We start from the raw sequence: 14,108 nt of genomic DNA on the forward strand, positions 1-14,108 counted from the left end.
CTTCGGGGGAAGGGACATACGGGGTGATGGGACGGGTGTGAGCAGCGCCGCTCGGAACCGGTTTGCCTTAGGGGCCGGGCACTGCGTATGGTAGTAGATCGTTTGATCATTTCCCCGGCGCCGAAAAAGAAGAGCGCCGTGTGGCGCGTACTCTCCCTTACCGTGGCTGACCGCATCGAGGCGGTCGAGAGGTGAAACACGGAGTTTGGGCGCGTGCCGAGACTCCGGAAGGTTTCGCATTTCGCATGTCCGTTTCCAGTACTGACCACGCCGTCGTGCCCGAGAACGACACCCCCGAGGCGGTCGGACACCCCGACGCCGCGGCCACCACCACCGTCGCCGACCCGGCCGACGTCCTCTCCACCGGTCTCGAAGAGGCCGCGGCCATCGACGAGGCCGCCGACGGCGACAGCGACATCAACGCCGACGGCGACACCGACGCGGCCCCCGAGACCACCTTCGGCGACCTCGGCCTGCCCGAGTCGATCGTCCGCAAGCTCGCGCAGAACGGCGTCACCGTCCCGTTCCCGATCCAGGCCGCGACCATCCCGGACGCCCTGGCGGGCAAGGACATCCTGGGCCGTGGCCGTACCGGCTCCGGCAAGACGCTCTCCTTCGGCCTTCCGCTGCTCGCCACGCTGTCCGGCGGCCGCACCGAGAAGAAGAAGCCGCGCGGCGTCATCCTTACCCCGACCCGCGAGCTCGCGATGCAGGTCGCGGACGCCCTCCAGCCGTACGGCGACGTGCTCGGCCTCAAGATGAAGGTCGTCTGCGGCGGTACGTCGATGGGCAACCAGATCTACGCGCTGGAGCGCGGCGTCGACATCCTCGTCGCCACGCCCGGCCGGCTGCGCGACCTCATCAACCGCGGCGCCTGCTCCATGGAGCAGATCCAGGTCGCGATCATCGACGAGGCCGACCAGATGTCGGACCTGGGCTTCCTGCCCGAGGTCACCGAGCTGCTCGACCTGGTGCCCACGGGCGGCCAGCGGATGCTGTTCTCCGCCACGATGGAGAACGAGATCAACACGCTGGTCAAGCGTTACCTGACCGACCCGGTCAGCCACGAGGTGGACAGCGCCCAGGGCAACGTCACGACGATGTCGCACCACGTGCTCGTGGTGAAGCCGAAGGACAAGGCGCCCGTCACGGCCGCCATCGCCGCCCGCAAGGGCCGCACGATCATCTTCGTACGGACCCAGCTCGGCGCCGACCGGATCGCGGAGCAGCTGCGCGACTCCGGGGTGAAGGCGGACGCGCTGCACGGCGGTATGACGCAGGGCGCGCGCACCCGCACGCTGGCCGACTTCAAGGACGGCTACGTCAACGCGCTCGTCGCGACCGACGTCGCCGCGCGCGGTATCCACGTCGACGGCATCGACCTGGTGCTGAACGTGGACCCGGCCGGCGACCACAAGGACTACCTGCACCGCTCGGGCCGTACGGCGCGCGCCGGCAAGTCCGGTGTCGTCGTCTCCCTCGCGCTGCCGCACCAGCGCCGCCAGATCTTCCGGCTGATGGAGGACGCGGGCGTCGACGCCTCCCGCCACATGGTGGGCGGCGCGGGCGCGTTCGACCCGGAGGTCGCCGAGATCACCGGTGCCCGTTCGCTCACCGAGGTGCAGGCCGACTCCGCGAACAACGCGGCCAAGCAGGCCGAGCGCGAGGTCGCCGACCTGACGAAGCAGCTGGAGCGCGCGGCTCGCCGCGCCGCAGAACTGCGCGACGAGGCGGGCCGCCTGGTGGCGCGCGCCGCCCGCGAGCGCGGGGACGACCCGGAGGCCGCGGTCGCAGAGGTGCAGGCCGAGGCGGAGCGCGCGATCGAGGAGGCGGCGGCGAAGGCCGCGGCGGCCGAGGCCGAGCAGCAGCGCCAGCGGCGCGACGAGCGCGGCAACTTCGAACGGCAGCGGCCCGGCACGGACCGCCGTGACGACCGGGGCGGCGACCGGGGCGGCTTCCGCAGGGACGACCGTGGTGACCGCGGTGGCGACCGCGGTGGCTTCCAGCGCCGTGACGACCGCGGCGACCGCGGCGGTGACCGTGGCGGTTTCCAGCGGCGTGACGACCGCGCTGGCGACCGGGGCGGCTTCAACCGCGACCGGGGCGGTGACCGGGGTGGCTTCCGCCGTGACGACCGCGGTGACCGCGGTGGCGACCGTGGTGGTTTCCAGCGCCGTGACGACCGCGGCGACCGCGGCGGTGACCGTGGCGGTTTCCAGCGGCGTGACGACCGGGGCGAGCGCCGCGACGACCGCGGCGGCCGTTCCTTCGAGCGCCGCGACCACCGGGGCGGCAGCGACCGTCCGTTCAACCGCGACCGGCAGGGCGACCGCCCGTCGGGCGGCGGCTACCGCGGCGGCTCCTCCGACCGTCCGTACGGCCGCCGTGACGACCACCGTGGCGGCACGGGTACCGGCACCGGCTCGTTCGGCCGCCGCGACGACAAGCCGCGCTGGAAGCGCAACGGCTGACACACCGGTCGAGTGGCCGTGAGCGCGAGCGCGGTCCGACGGTCGCGGCACAGCGGCTGCGGACCGGCCGGAGCGCGGTCGTAGAACAGCGCAGCGGGGGGGTCCCCCCTCCGAGGTGGGACGGGCCCGCTGTCGTTTCCGCCGGGCGGATCTGCCCGTCTTTCCCGCCGGGCCGACCGGTCCACCGGCTGCTCCGGCGGGTCGGCCACCGGCTCGGTCCGGCCGCTCCGTCGGGTCGGTCCGCCGGGCCGAACGGTCCCAACGGCCGGGCGGGCTATGCTCGATGTGCCGTACCGGGGCCGTTAGCTCAATTGGTCAGAGCAGCGGACTTTTAATCCGTTGGTTGTGGGTTCGAGTCCCACACGGCCCACTCACTCGGTCTTCCCCGTGGCCGTGCGCCGTGCCGCGCACGCAGGGGCGAGGGCGGCCGTTCACGCTCATTCACGTGTGTGCTTGATCGCGTCCAGCACGATGTGGGCGACATGCTCGTCCAGCAGGGAGTACTCGATCTCGCGGGCTTCCCTGCGGGTGGTGACGATCCTCGACGCACGCAGGACCCGCAGGTGCTGCGAGACGAGCGGCTGACTCACGCCGAGCGCCTCCACCAGCTCATGGACGCGCCGGCCGCCGGCCGACAGCTCCCTGACTATGCCGATCCGTACCGGCGACGAGAGAGCGCGCAGCAGATCACTGGCCGGTTGCAGGCTCTGGAGCGGGTCGCCCTCCGAAGTTATCGTCACATGCGCACATTAGCATCTGATAATCGATGTCAACAGCGCGAACCAGACGGGGGCCGGCCTGTCGGCGGCGGTCCTTCGGCCGGGGGCTCCCGCCCCGGACCCGGCCTCCCGTCCCGGACCGGCCTCCCGCCCGGGCCTCTTCCTCTCAGTGCTCGTCCCAGTGGCCCGCGTGCGCCGCGTGGCGGTGGCCGTCGTGGACGTAGTCCGTGTGGTCCTCGTGCGGGACGGCGACGTGGCCGCAGCCCGCGCCGTGTTCGTGCGTGTGGCCCTCGTGCGTCACGTGGCCCGCGATGGCGCACTCGTCGGCGTGGTCGCCGTGGTCGCGGTGCAGGTGGCCGTCGTGCGCGTAGTCGGTGTGGTCGTTGTGGGGGATCGCGACGTGCCCGCACCCGGAGCCGTGCTGGTGGTCGTGGTCGGTGTGCGGGGCGTGGGTGGTGGCCGAGGTCATGGCGTCACTCCTGGGGGATCGGAAGGCATGTGCAGATGCCTTGGGTTCAGCTCATCAATACATTGCAACATTAGCATATTGCCATTCACGCATATATTGCCTGTCGGGTTTCGGCCGTTATGGCGCACTCGTACCGGCCGATCGCCTCCGCGCGCCACTCCATGTATCACAGAATGGTAATGATTTTCATATCTGCACCCTGTGCCTTGGTTTTGAAAGTCATTTCCATCTAGCGTGGCGGTCATGAACGTCATCCCCTCCCGACTCGCCCTCGTCGGCATAGCCGTGGTCGCCGCCGCCTCCGTAGCCGCCTGCTCCACCTCACCGGATTCCTCGAACGCGGGGGACGGCTCGTCGGCGCCGTCGAAGGGCGCCTCGGCGTCCGGCGCCGCGAAGACCGGCGGGGACGGCGGGAAGAGCGGGAAGACCATCCAGGTGGTGGCGGCCGAGAACTTCTGGGGCAGCATCGCCTCCCAGCTGGGCGGCGGCCACGTGAAGGTCACGAGCATCATCGACAACCCCAACGCGGACCCGCACGACTACGAGCCGACCGCCGCCGACGCCCGTACCGTCGCGGGCGCGCAGCTCACGATCGTCAACGGCGTCGGCTACGACTCCTGGGCCGGCAAGCTCCTCGCCGCGAACCCCGGACCGAGCCGTACCGACCTGGAGGTCGGCAAGCTGGTCGGCGTCCCGGCGAACGGGAACCCGCACCGCTGGTACTCGCCGGACAACGTCCACCAGGTCATCGAGCAGATCACGGCCGACTACAAGAAGCTCGACCCCGCCGACTCCGCCGACTTCGACACGCTCAAGAACACCTTCGAGAACACCACGCTCGCGCCGTACACGAAGGAGATCGCCGACATCAAGGCGAAGTACGCGGGCACCCCGGTCGGCGCCTCCGAGTCGATATTCGCGCCGCTCGCCCAGGGCCTCGGCCTGAAGCTCCTCACCCCCGAGTCCTTCCTCGACGCCATCAGCGAGGGCACGGACCCGACCGCGAAGGACAAGTCCCTGATCGACCACCAGATCGCGGACAAGCAGATCAAGGTGTACGTCTACAACAGCCAGAACGCGACACCCGACGTCCAGGCCCAGGTCAAGGCGGCCAAGGCGGAGGGCATCCCGGTCGCCACCGTCACCGAGACCCTCACCCCCGCCGGCGCCTCCTTCCAGGACTGGCAGGTCCGCCAGCTGAAGGGAATCCAGGCCGCGCTGGCGAAAGCGACCGGGAAATGACCGCGACGGACGCCCCGGCCCGTACGGTCCCGAGGGCGCGGGACACCGCCGCGCCGGTGGTCTCGCTGCGTGGCGCGGGCGCCCGCGTCGGCGGCAGGACGCTGTGGTCCGGGGTCGATCTGGACGTCGGTGCGGGGGAGTTCGTCGCCGTGCTCGGCCCGAACGGCGTCGGCAAGTCGACGCTCGTCAAGGTCCTGCTGGGCGGAAGGCAGCCGTCCGAGGGCGAGGTACGCGTCCTCGGGGCGCGGCCCGGGCGGGCCGGAGCGCGCGTCGGTTACCTGCCGCAGCGCCGCAACTTCGACGCGTCCCTGCGGATGCGCGGCACGGACGTCGTCCGGCTCGGCTGGGACGGCGACCGCTGGGGGGTGCCGCTGCCGTTCCCGCTGCCCGGCCGGTTCGGTCGGCGGGCCAGGGTCGCGGCGGAGCGGGTCGCCGAGGTGATCGGGCTGGTCGGCGCCGAGTCGTACGCACACCGGCCGATCGGCCGGTGCTCGGGCGGCGAGCAGCAGCGGCTGCTGATCGCGCAGGCTCTCGTACGCCGGCCCCGGCTGCTCCTGCTCGACGAGCCGCTCGACAGCCTCGACCTGCCGAACCAGGCCGCGGTGGCCGCGCTGATCGGCCGGATCTGCCGGGACGAGGGCGTGGCGGTGGTGATGGTCGCGCACGACGTCAACCCGATCCTGTCCCGCCTGGACCGGGTCGTGTACCTGGCGGAGGGCGGCGCCGTGACCGGGCGCCCCGCCGACGTCATCACGTCCGAGACGCTGTCGCGGCTGTACGGGACGTCGATCGAGGTGCTGACCACGTCGGACGGACGCCTCGTGGTCGTCGGCCAGCCGGAGGCCCCGGCCCGGCACGTCGACCGGCACGGCGAGCAGACCGCCGAGCGCGAGGCGTCGTCCGCGCCCGAGGCGATACGGCGGCCGGCCGCGCTCGTTCCGGCGCAGGCGCAGGCGTCGGCGCGGGTGCCGTCGGAGCCGGAGACGCAGGAATCGTCGCAGCCGGAGCCGGAGACGCAGGAATCGTCGCAGCCGGAGCCGGAGCCGGAGACAGAGGCGTCGTCGTCCGCGTCCGTGCCGGAGTCCCGGGGGGACCGCCGTGCCGACGGCTGACACCTTCGCCCTCGCGGCGGGCGCGCTGCCCGCCTGGTCCTGGAACCCGGCCGCCGACCTGCGGGAGATGTGGGCCTTCCCCTTCATGGTCAACGCCTTTCGCGCGGGTACGGTCGTCGCGGTCGGCGCGGGCGCGATGGGCTGGTTCATGGTGCTGCGACGGCAGAGCTTCGCCGGCCACACGATCGCCACTGTCGGCTTCCCGGGCGCCGCCTGCGCGGCCCTGCTCGGGGTGTCGGCGACGTACGGCTACTTCGCCTTCTGCGTGGCCGCCGCGCTGGTCGTCGCGGCGATGCCGCGCACCGGCCGGGAGGCGGGCGGGCACGAGTCCGCGGTCACCGGCACGGTCCAGGCGTTCCTGCTCGCCTGCGGCTTCCTCTTCACCACCCTCTACAAAGGGCTCCTCGGCGGTGTGACCTCGCTCCTCTTCGGCAGTTTCCTCGGCATCACGACGGGCCAGGTCTGGCTGCTGCTCGTCGTCACGGCCGTGGTGCTCGTGGCGCTCGCGGCCCTCGGCAGACCGCTGCTGTTCGCGTCCGTCGACCCGGACGTGGCGGCGGGGCGCGGTGTCCCCGTACGGCTGCTGTCCACGCTCTTCCTCGTCCTGCTGGGCGCGGCGACCGCGGGTGCCAGCCAGATCACCGGCACGCTGCTGGTCTTCGCGCTGCTCGTGATGCCGGGCGCGGCGGCCCAGGCGCTGAGCGCGCGGCCCTCGGTGAGCCTCGTGCTGTCGGTGGTGATCGCGGTGGCGGTGACCTGGGCGGGCCTGATCGTCGCGTACTACTCCCCGTATCCGGTCGGGTTCTACGTGACGACCTTCGCGTTCGGCGTCCTTGTGCTGGCGCGCGGCGGGCAGTACGTGCACGGCAGGTTCGGACGGCGGACCGGCGCGCGGACCGCGGGGACCGAGCCGCTGCCGCTGACGACGGGAGGCGCTGCATGAGCGCGTACCCGGCGGCGGCGACGGCGCTGTTCGCGGCCGGAGACGGGAGCGGGGCCGGGCACGGCTGGCTCGCCGCCTTCACGCACCCGTACTTCCTGCACGCCTTCCTCGCCGGTTCCGCCATCGCCCTCGCGGCCGGGCTGACCGGCTACTTCCTGGTGCTGCGCGCCCAGGTCTTCACCGGCGACGCGCTCAGCCACGTCGCCTTCACGGGCGCGCTCGCCGCCCTCGCCGGAGGCTACGACCTGCGGCTCGGCCTCTTCGTCGCGACGATCGCGGTCGCCCTGCTGATCGGCGGCATCGGAAGGAAGGGCCGCGCGGACGACGTCGTGATCGGTTCGGTGTTCGCCTGGATTCTCGGGCTCGGCGCGTTCTTCCTCACCCTGTACACGACCTCGCGCAGCGCCGGGAACGGCGGTGCGGGCGTGAATGTCCTGTTCGGCTCCATCTTCGGCCTGTCCTGGAGCCAGGCGCTGACGGCGGCCCTGGTGGCCGCCGGTATCTCCCTGGCCATGCTGGCGATCGCCCGGCCGCTGCTGTTCGCGTCGGTGGACGAGGCGGTGGCCGCGGCGCGCGGGGTGCCCGTACGCCTGCTCGGCCTGGTCTTCCTCGTGCTGGTCGGCGCGTGTGCGGCCGAGGCCACCCAGGCCGTCGGGTCGCTGCTGCTGCTCGGCCTGCTCGCCGCCCCCGCGGGCGCGGCGACGCGCCTGACGGACCGTCCGCTGCGCGGCCTCGCCCTGTCGGCGGGGCTCGGGCTCGGTGAGATGTGGGCGGGGCTCGCGCTGAGCTACGCGGTGCCGACGCTGCCCCCGAGCTTCGGGATCATGGCGGCGGCGACGGCGGTGTACGGACTGACGTTCCTGAAGGACGCCGGGCGCGGCGGCGCGCCGGCCGGCGGTGAGGTGCCCTCGTACCCGACCTCGTAGACACGGACACGCTCGGGGCGCTTCCGGCCGCCGGGAGGGCGCGCGCAGGCCGACCCGAAAGGGCGAGGCGATCGAAAGGGGGAGGCGACCCGAAAGGGGGAGGCGACCCGAAAGGGGGAGGCCGACCCGGAAGGGGAGAGAAAAGGTAGGAAAAAGGGACGAGCTGGCCCGCACTCACGTTCTGTTCCTGTGGCAGACTGCGCCCATGCGCGCACAGGGGGGCACCGGCCATGAGTGAACCGCGGTCGGCCCCGACGATAGGCCAGCTCGTTCTGAGCAGGCAGTTGCGCGGTCTGCGGGAGCGTTCCGGAGTGACGCGGGAGCAGGCCGCGAAGCTGCTGCACGTGACGGTGGCGACGATCCGCAGGATGGAATCCGCGGAGGTCGCCCTGAAGATCCCGTACCTCCAGGTGCTGCTGCCGGTGTACGGGGTCGAGGAGTCGGGCGTGGCGTCCTTCCTGGAGATCACGGAGGAGGCCAACAAGCCCGGCTGGTGGCAGCGCTTCCACGATGTGCTGCCCGGCTGGTTCAGCGGGTACGTCAGTCTGGAGGAGGCCGCGAAGACGATCCGTACGTACGAGCCGCACTTCGTGCCCGGCGTCCTCCAGACGGAGGAGTACACGCGCGAGATCCTGCGGACGGGCGCGGTGGGCCAGTTCGACCCGGAGCGCGTCGAGCGCCATGTGGCCCTGCGCAAGCAGCGGCAGGCGCTGCTGACGAAGGAGAACCCGCCGGCGTACTGGGCCGTGCTGGACGAGACCGTACTGCTGCGGCCCGTCGGCTCGCCCCGGCTGATGCGCGACCAGATCGGCCGCCTGCTGGAGATGTCGGAGCTGCCCAACGTGACACTCCAGCTCGCGGAGCTGGCGTCCGGTCACCACCCCGGCACGTACACGTCGTTCGTCCTCTTCCGCTTCGACGTGCCCGAGGTGCCGGACGTGGTCTACGTCGAGTACCTCACGGGCGCGCTCTACCTGGACGAGGCGGTCGAAGTGGCCGAGCACAAGGAGGCCATGGACCGCATGGTCGCTCTCGCCGAGTCGGCGTCCCGGACACGACAGATCCTCTCGGACCTGTACAAGCAGTACTGAGACGGGCGGTGGCCGCCACCGCCACCGGCGGCGCCCGGCCCTGCCGCGGCCTCGGGGCATGTGAGGCTCCGGGGGCGGACTATGCTTCGCGGTGCGGGCCGTTAGCTCAATTGGTCAGAGCAGCGGACTTTTAATCCGTTGGTTGTGGGTTCAAGTCCCACACGGCCTACTGCTCCCGCCTCCGCCCCCGTGCCGGCCGCCCGCCGCACGGGGGTTCCTCTTTGCCCTCTCGGGTTCTCCATCCAGCTCGTCGGCTCGGGCCTCTGGTCCTCGGCCCAGGCCGGGATACGGGCGGGTGACGAAGGCAAAACGCTCAGGATGCTGCGGAGCGGCGCCGTTCGTCGCAGGCTTGGGGCTATGAATGACGCACCGATCGTCGTGCACCGGGCGTCCGGGACGGGCGGCCGGAGAGTCACGGTCCGCGGGCAGATCATGGGCCTCGCCCACTCGGACGAGGACCTGGTCGAATTCCTGCGCCGCGCCGGGCTTCCGGACGCGTGGGACCTGCTCGACGACCCGGCGTGGGTGGAGTGGCAGGGCGGTGCCGCTCACGAGTACGGGACGCGGTGACGGCCCTACGGGACGCGGTGACGGCCCTACGGGACGCGGTGACGGCCGAAAAGCGTCCTGTCGGCGTGTCCTGTATCACATGCGTGCTCCGCGGCCCCGCACGCTCCGCCGACTGTCAGTGGCGGCCCGTAGTCTTGTGCACATGTTCGTTTCTCCGTCCGGCGCCATCGACGAGCCCGGTTCCGAGCGCTCCGCCGCTGACGTCAACAGCCAGATCCGTGCCCTGTGGGCCCGCGCCGGCGCCTCCCTGACCCCGGCTGAGCAGGAGCGCTACCAGCAGCTGCTGATCGAGTGGGCCGCCGCGGTGAAGGCGGACGTGGTCCCTGCCGCCTAGGCCCTCCCGGGAAGTGGGAAAGATCTTGCTCCGGATGGCGTAGGGTTGGTTTCACCGACGCGGGGTGGAGCAGCTCGGTAGCTCGCTGGGCTCATAACCCAGAGGTCGCAGGTTCAAATCCTGTCCCCGCTACTCAGGCCGAAGGCCCGGATTCCCTGGAATCCGGGCCTTCGGTGTATCCGGGCTGTGCCCGGGGCTTCGGTGTATCCGGGCTGTGCCCGGGGCTTCGGTGTATCCGGGCTGTGCCCGGGGCTTCGGTGTATCCGGGCTTCCGGGGTGTGTGGTGCCCCATGCCCGGTGGGTGGTGCCCCGGCGCGTGCTGCGCGGCCCGGCCCGTCAATTTCATACGCCGGGTTCACTCCCGAGCGCGTAGCGTCCCTCCGTGGCCTGAGTGCGGCCCGGGTATGGCCCGCGTACGACCGCGTACGGCTCGTGCGGGGCCCGCGCCGGCGGTTCCGCGGGCCGGGGGCGCGCGCCGCCGCGCGGCCCGCGGCCGTACGCCAGTCGGCCGAAGGCGAGTCGCCACCGGGCATGATGGCGGCCAGCCTGGGGGGAGCGCGGTACCGTCCGCAGCCTTGGCGAGGAGACCGGCGGAGACCGACAGGGGAGAGACCACTGGTGGTGAAGACGGGGCGCGGCGCGCGGGATCGCCGGGGCGGGAGAGGCCGCCGCGGCGTCGGGATCGCGCGCGACTGGGTCTCCCGGCGCGAGGGGGAGCCGGTCCGCGGGGAGGAGACCCCCAATCCGCGGCCGAGCAGATTCCGGTTCTGGCTGCCCATCGGCGTCATCTTCGTGGGGGTCGTCTTCGACTCGGTCACGCCGACCCGCTTCACCGCGTCCCCGTTCTTCGCCGCGGCCCCGATGGTGGCGGCCCCCTTCTTCACCTTCGCGGGCACCGCGGTGGTCGCGCTCGTGGCGATCGCGACCGAGGCGCTGCTGCGGATCGGAGACGGCACGATCGGCCGGGTCCAGGCGGTCGGCGACCTGATCACCGTGGTGACGGTGTCGGCGCTCGCGCTCGGCATCAACCGCATCGTGCGCCGCAGCGGCGAGCGGCTGGCGTCCGCCCGCATCATCGCGGAGGCGGCGCAGCGGGCGGTGCTGCCGCAGCCCTCGGAGCGGATCGGCGGGCTGCACATCGCGGCACGCTACGAGGCGGCGCAGGAGGACGCGTTCATCGGCGGTGATCTCTTCGCGGTGCAGGACACCCCGCACGGCGTCCGCCTGATCGTCGGTGACGTGCGCGGCAAGGGCATGGAGGCGGTCGAGACCGTGGCCGTGCTGGTCGGCGCCTTCCGGGAGGCGGCGGAGCAGGAACGCACCCTTGAGGGCGTGGCGCACCGGCTCGACCGGGCCCTGATGCGGGAGGGGACCCGGCGGTCGGAACGGGACGCGGCCGAGTCCTTCACCACGGCCGTCCTGGCCGAGATCCCGCGCGGCGAGGGGATCGTACGGCTGGTCAACCGCGGTCACCCCGAGCCGATGCTGCTGGAGTCCGGCGGTGTCGTGAAGACGCTGGAGCCCGGTCAGTTCGCGCTGCCGCTCGGGATGACGGAACTGGGTGTCTGGCCCGACCGGGCCGACACGGCCCCCTACCCCGAGGGCGCCACGCTGCTGTTCTACACGGACGGCCTGTCGGAGGCGCGGGACAGTGACGGTGTCTTCTACGACCCCGCGCAGCGGCTGAACGGCCGGATCTTCCCCGGCCCCGAGGAGCTGCTGGACGCGGTCGTCGGGGACGTGCGCGTCCATACCGGAGGCGGCAGCACCGACGACATGGCGCTGCTCGCGGTGAGCAGGCCGGGGGTACGGGAGCCGAAGCGGCGCCGGATCATGAACGTGGTCCCGCCGAGATGAGGTGGCCGTCACGCTGGGTGTGCGGTCGCGAGCGCTCCGCACAGCGGCCGGCGGGACGTTCGTAGGGCCCGGGCCGGATCGTGGCCACCGGAGAGGGGCGGGTGCGTGGCTGAGGAGAGGTCAACTCGCCCGTTTGCGCCACCATCTGTCCTGGTTGATCCGATGCGAAGTCGTTAACGATCATCGGGAACAGCTTGGAATAACGGCCAGGTCTCTATTAACGTTCGATAACGCAGCGCGGTCGTCCCAGCCGTCGTAAGAGATGGCGCCGTGCTCGTGCGCCGAATTCCGCAAGGGAACCGGGGAACCAACAATTGGGGTGAATCGGGCGTTACTTGCTGCCTGTGGGCAGCCGGCACACCCGTAGGAGACCTTCCTGCTCCGAACCCGTCAGCTAACCCGGTAGGCGAGAAGGAAGGAAAGGAGTGCGCCCCAGTGGCGTCCAACAAGCCTGCCCCGGAAGCCCACTTCCAAACCCCGCCCTCGCCAGGCTCTCCCGGCGGCCCCCAGTCCTTCGGCCACGAGGCTCCTTTCCGCGCTCCCTACGCCAACGTCCCTTCCGCCAACGGCCTTTCCGGCGGCGTCCACTTTCCTGAGGGTTCCCCCCAGGCGTACGGCGCACACGTCCCGGGCGTCGACCGGCCGGGCCAGGCCGGTCCCGCGTACGGGTACACCGGTTCCGGGCACGAGCATGCGTACAGCGGCTACGGCGCCGCCGCGGGCACGTACGGCGCCGAACACGCGCCGTACCAGGGACAGGGGCCCGGCCAGGGCCAGTACCAGGGACAGGGCGCCGGCCAGGGCCAGGCGTACGCGCCGTACGGGGGCCCGGTCGGCGACACGGGGTCGTTCGCCGCCGCCGGTGCTACCGGTTCGTTCCCGATCGTGGCCGACACCGGTTCGTTCCCGACGGTGGGTGACACGGGCTCGTTCCCGGCGGTGGGTGACACGGGCTCGTTCCCGATCGTGGCCGACACGGGCTCGTTCCCGACAGTGGGTGACACGGGTTCCTTCCCGACGGTGGCCGACACGGGCTCGTTCCCGACGGTGGGCGACACCGGCTCGTTCCCGGCCGTGGGGGAGACCGCGGTCGGCGGCATCCCGGTCTTCCACGAGGCCGTTCCGGACGGGGGCCCCGCGCTCGACGGTCCGGCGGAGAAGGCGTGGGGCGAGTTCGTGGCCGAGGAGGGCTCGGCCACCTCCATCTCCCCGCTCCGGGGCAAGCACCGTGTCATCAAGCAGCGCAGCGCACTCGCCCGCAGTTCCACGGTGCTCGGCGTGGGCGTCATCGCCGCAGTCGGCGCGGGCGGGATCGCCGCGGCCGAGGGCAAGGCTCCTGTCGCCATCTCGATGCCCGACGCGATAGCGGACCACGTGCCCCAGGGCGTCGCGTCGCTCCCCGTGGTCAACTCGCTGATGCCGGACGAGGAGCCCACGCCCGCGGCCGTACTCGCGAGCGCCCCGCTGACCACCGCGGGTGTCTCCACCGCCGACTTCGAGCACGGTGCCACGGACGCGGGCGAGGCCCTGCGGGCGAGAATCCTCCAGCAGGCGTCCGCGCAGCAGCAGGCCGCGGACGACGCCCGGCAGGCGCGCGCCGAGCAGGACGCGGTGCGCGCGGCACGGGCCCACGCCGCCGAGGAGCAGAAGGCCGCGCAGCAGAAGGCGGAGGCGGCGAAGAAGAAGGCCGAGGCCGAGGCCAGGAAGAAGGCCGAGGCGGCGCGCCTCGCCGAACTGGCCAAGAGCTACAGCCTCCCGGTCGCCTCGTACACGATCACCGGTCAGTTCGGCGACCCGGGCCCCCTGTGGTCGTCCGGCTACCACACCGGCCTCGACTTCGCGGCTCCCACCGGGACGCCGATCAAGGCCGTGCACAGCGGCACGGTCGTCTCGGCCGGCTGGGCCGGGTCGTACGGCTACCGCACGGTCGTGAAGCTCGACGACGGCGAGGAGCTCTGGTACTGCCACCAGTCCTCGATGCTCGTGTCGGCCGGGCAGAAGGTCAGCACAGGCGATGTCATCGGCAGGGTCGGCGCCACCGGCAACGTGACGGGCCCGCATCTGCACCTTGAGGTCCGTACGACCGCGGGCAAGGCGATCGACCCGCGGCCCTGGCTTCAGGACCACGGCCTCAAGCCCTGATCCGTGCCCGAGCCGGCGCCCTCGCGCCGCTGGCAGGCATCACGACCGTTCGCCCAGACCACCGGCGGCCGGGCCCGGGGGACTTCCCCCTCCAGCGCCCCGGCCCGGCCGCCGGGGCCCCCGGCGGCGCCCGCGGGCCCCCCCCCCCGCCCCCCCCGGGGGGGGGGGGCGGGGGGGGCCCCCCCCCGCCCCGGGGGCGGGGGCGCCAGCACGCGGCCCGGGGCCGCGGGGG

The 14,108-nt window shown here is 72.2% G+C and carries 12 protein-coding genes, 3 tRNA genes and 1 riboswitch; of the genes, 13 read left to right on the forward strand and 2 right to left on the reverse strand.

Annotated elements, in window-relative coordinates:
• The first annotated feature begins 245 nt into the window (after positions 1 to 245).
• Together LCE31_RS25610 and LCE31_RS25615 are read left to right on the forward strand one after the other, a co-directional pair.
• A complete protein-coding gene (locus tag LCE31_RS25610; RefSeq protein ID WP_225018066.1) occupies positions 246 to 2,471 on the forward strand; it encodes a DEAD/DEAH box helicase in 2,226 nt (741 codons plus the stop codon).
• A 296-nt stretch (positions 2,472 to 2,767) separates the two neighbouring features.
• Positions 2,768 to 2,841: transfer RNA gene (locus tag LCE31_RS25615), tRNA-Lys, on the forward strand.
• A 67-nt stretch (positions 2,842 to 2,908) separates the two neighbouring features.
• Here the strand turns inward: LCE31_RS25615 and LCE31_RS25620 are convergent.
• A complete protein-coding gene (locus tag LCE31_RS25620; RefSeq protein WP_225018067.1) occupies positions 2,909 to 3,211 on the reverse strand; it encodes an ArsR/SmtB family transcription factor in 303 nt (100 codons plus the stop codon).
• A 145-nt stretch (positions 3,212 to 3,356) separates the two neighbouring features.
• Positions 3,357 to 3,659: a hypothetical protein gene (locus LCE31_RS25625; protein WP_225018068.1), complete on the reverse strand. Its 303-nt coding sequence runs from the start codon at positions 3,657 to 3,659 to the stop codon at positions 3,357 to 3,359.
• 243 nt (positions 3,660 to 3,902) lie between these two features.
• Between LCE31_RS25625 and LCE31_RS25630 the strand changes: the two genes are divergently transcribed.
• The 11 genes from LCE31_RS25630 to LCE31_RS25680 all read left to right on the forward strand — a co-directional run bounded on the left by LCE31_RS25630 (position 3,903) and on the right by LCE31_RS25680 (position 13,876).
• Entirely contained in the window at positions 3,903 to 4,901 is a 999-nt protein-coding gene (locus LCE31_RS25630; RefSeq protein WP_225018070.1) for a metal ABC transporter solute-binding protein, Zn/Mn family, read from the forward strand.
• Entirely contained in the window at positions 4,898 to 6,013 is a 1,116-nt protein-coding gene (locus LCE31_RS25635) for a metal ABC transporter ATP-binding protein (RefSeq protein ID WP_225018072.1), read from the forward strand. Before LCE31_RS25630 ends, LCE31_RS25635 begins: the two co-directional genes overlap by 4 nt.
• Positions 6,000 to 6,956, forward strand: coding sequence for a metal ABC transporter permease (locus tag LCE31_RS25640; protein ID WP_225018074.1), 957 nt, complete (start codon positions 6,000 to 6,002; stop codon positions 6,954 to 6,956). The genes LCE31_RS25635 and LCE31_RS25640 overlap by 14 nt, the downstream gene beginning before the upstream one ends.
• Positions 6,953 to 7,882 carry a metal ABC transporter permease gene (locus tag LCE31_RS25645; protein ID WP_225018076.1) on the forward strand — a complete coding sequence of 310 codons (930 nt, stop codon included), beginning with the start codon at positions 6,953 to 6,955 and terminating at the stop codon, positions 7,880 to 7,882. Before LCE31_RS25640 ends, LCE31_RS25645 begins: the two co-directional genes overlap by 4 nt.
• A gap of 230 nt (positions 7,883 to 8,112) precedes the next feature.
• Positions 8,113 to 8,973, forward strand: a complete 861-nt coding sequence (locus tag LCE31_RS25650) for a helix-turn-helix domain-containing protein (RefSeq protein ID WP_225018079.1) — start codon at positions 8,113 to 8,115, stop codon at positions 8,971 to 8,973.
• A 95-nt stretch (positions 8,974 to 9,068) separates the two neighbouring features.
• Positions 9,069 to 9,142 (forward strand) — tRNA-Lys (locus LCE31_RS25655).
• A 188-nt stretch (positions 9,143 to 9,330) separates the two neighbouring features.
• Positions 9,331 to 9,543, forward strand: coding sequence for a hypothetical protein (locus LCE31_RS25660; RefSeq protein WP_225018081.1), 213 nt, complete (start codon positions 9,331 to 9,333; stop codon positions 9,541 to 9,543).
• 142 nt (positions 9,544 to 9,685) lie between these two features.
• A complete protein-coding gene (locus LCE31_RS25665; RefSeq protein ID WP_225018083.1) occupies positions 9,686 to 9,877 on the forward strand; it encodes a hypothetical protein in 192 nt (63 codons plus the stop codon).
• Between the two features lie 58 nt (positions 9,878 to 9,935).
• Positions 9,936 to 10,009, forward strand: a tRNA-Met gene (locus tag LCE31_RS25670).
• A gap of 486 nt (positions 10,010 to 10,495) precedes the next feature.
• Entirely contained in the window at positions 10,496 to 11,734 is a 1,239-nt protein-coding gene (locus tag LCE31_RS25675) for a PP2C family protein-serine/threonine phosphatase (RefSeq protein ID WP_374118556.1), read from the forward strand.
• A gap of 269 nt (positions 11,735 to 12,003) precedes the next feature.
• Positions 12,004 to 12,158: riboswitch (cyclic di-AMP (ydaO/yuaA leader) on the forward strand.
• Positions 12,159 to 12,832: 674 nt separating this feature from the next.
• Positions 12,833 to 13,876, forward strand: coding sequence for a M23 family metallopeptidase (locus LCE31_RS25680; protein WP_225018087.1), 1,044 nt, complete (start codon positions 12,833 to 12,835; stop codon positions 13,874 to 13,876).
• The last annotated feature ends 232 nt before the right edge of the window (positions 13,877 to 14,108 follow it).

Origin of the sequence: Streptomyces sp. 8L (assembly GCF_020176795.1) — a bacterium.
GTDB lineage: Bacteria > Actinomycetota > Actinomycetes > Streptomycetales > Streptomycetaceae > Streptomyces.